General features: G+C 61.0%; 2 protein-coding genes. Both read left to right on the top strand.

The genetic code is table 11. From position 1 onward, the window contains the following. Positions 1–152: 152 nt before the first annotated feature. Positions 153–1,157: a substrate-binding domain-containing protein gene (locus CER19_RS05355; RefSeq protein WP_044272365.1), complete on the top strand. Its 1,005-nt coding sequence runs from the start codon at positions 153–155 to the stop codon at positions 1,155–1,157. Beyond that, positions 1,154–1,486: ATP-binding cassette domain-containing protein (locus CER19_RS05350; RefSeq protein ID WP_116665642.1), on the top strand; the 333-nt coding region annotated here is incomplete at its 3' end. The genes CER19_RS05355 and CER19_RS05350, both read left to right, overlap by 4 nt.

Raw genomic sequence — 1,486 nt, 5'->3', positions numbered from 1 at the left:
GTGGCGAGGGAGCTTGCTCCCGCTGGGGTGCGCAGCGCCCCCAAAAAAGCCGGCTCCAGCTGCGCTGTCGAACGGGAGCAAGCTCCCTCGCCACAACAGTACCCGTACACAAAACGAACATTGAAAAAAAACAACAACAAGGAGTCACCCCTATGAATCGTCGTCGTGGTTTGCGTTCCCTGTGCTGCGCCGCTGTGGCGGTCTCGGCCATGAGCTTGAGCGGCCTGTTGCTGGCCGCTGAAGAAGTGAAAATCGGTTTTCTGGTCAAGCAGGCCGAAGAGCCCTGGTTCCAGACGGAGTGGGCGTTTGCGGAAAAAGCCGCCCAGGACAAAGGCTTCAAACTCATCAAGATCGCGGTGCCGGACGGCGAGAAAACCCTCTCGGCCATCGACAGCCTGGCCGCCAACGGCGCCAAAGGCTTCGTGATCTGCCCGCCGGACGTGTCCCTGGGCCCGGCCATTGTGGCTAAAGCCAAGGCCAACGGCTTGAAAGTGATGGCCGTGGATGATCGCTTTGTCGATGCCAAGGGCAACTTCATGGAAGACGTGCCGTACCTGGGCATGGCCGCATTTGAGGTGGGCCAGAAGCAGGGCGCCGCCATGGCCGCCGAAGCGAAAAAACGCGGTTGGGACTGGAAGGACACTTATGCGGTGATCAACACCTTCAACGAACTCGACACCGGCAAGAAGCGCACCGACGGCTCGATCAAGTCGCTGGAGGAGGCTGGTATTCCTAAAGATCACATCCTCACCGCCCCACTGAAAACCCTCGACGTGCCAGGCAGCATGGACGCCACCAACTCGGCCTTGGTCAAGCTGCCGAGCGGGGCGAAGAACCTGATCATCGGCGGCATGAACGACAACACCGTGCTCGGCGGCGTGCGCGCCACCGAAAGTGCTGGCTTCGCCGCAGCCAATGTGATCGGTATCGGCATCAATGGCACCGACGCCATCGGCGAATTGAAGAAAGCCAACAGCGGCTTCTTCGGCTCCATGCTGCCCAGCCCGCACATTGAAGGCTACAAAACCGCTGAGATGATGTACGAGTGGGTCACCCAGGGCACCGAGCCGCCGAAATACACGGCCATGGACGAAGTGACGCTGATTACCCGTGAAAACTTCCAGGCGGAACTGACCAAGATCGGGCTGTGGAAATGACCGCTGCGGCCCTGCGGTTTGACGGCATCGGCAAGACTTTTCCCGGGGTCAAGGCGCTGTATGGCATTTGCTTCACCGCCCACCCCGGGCAGGTGCACGCGCTGATGGGCGAGAACGGCGCAGGCAAGTCGACCCTGCTGAAAATCCTCGGCGGCGCCTACATTCCATCCAGCGGCACCGTGCAGATCGGCGCGCAGACCATGGCCTTCAAATGCGCCGCCGACAGCATCGCCAGCGGTGTGGCGGTGATTCACCAAGAGCTGCACCTGGTGCCGGAAATGAGCGTGGCCGAGAACCTGTTCCTCGGGCATTTGCCCACGCGCTTTGGC

Source organism: Pseudomonas sp. GL93 (genome assembly GCF_003408955.1).
In the GTDB taxonomy this organism is placed as follows: Bacteria; Pseudomonadota; Gammaproteobacteria; order Pseudomonadales; family Pseudomonadaceae; genus Aquipseudomonas; species Aquipseudomonas paracarnis.
This window is presented reverse-complemented; position numbering and strand designations above follow the sequence as displayed.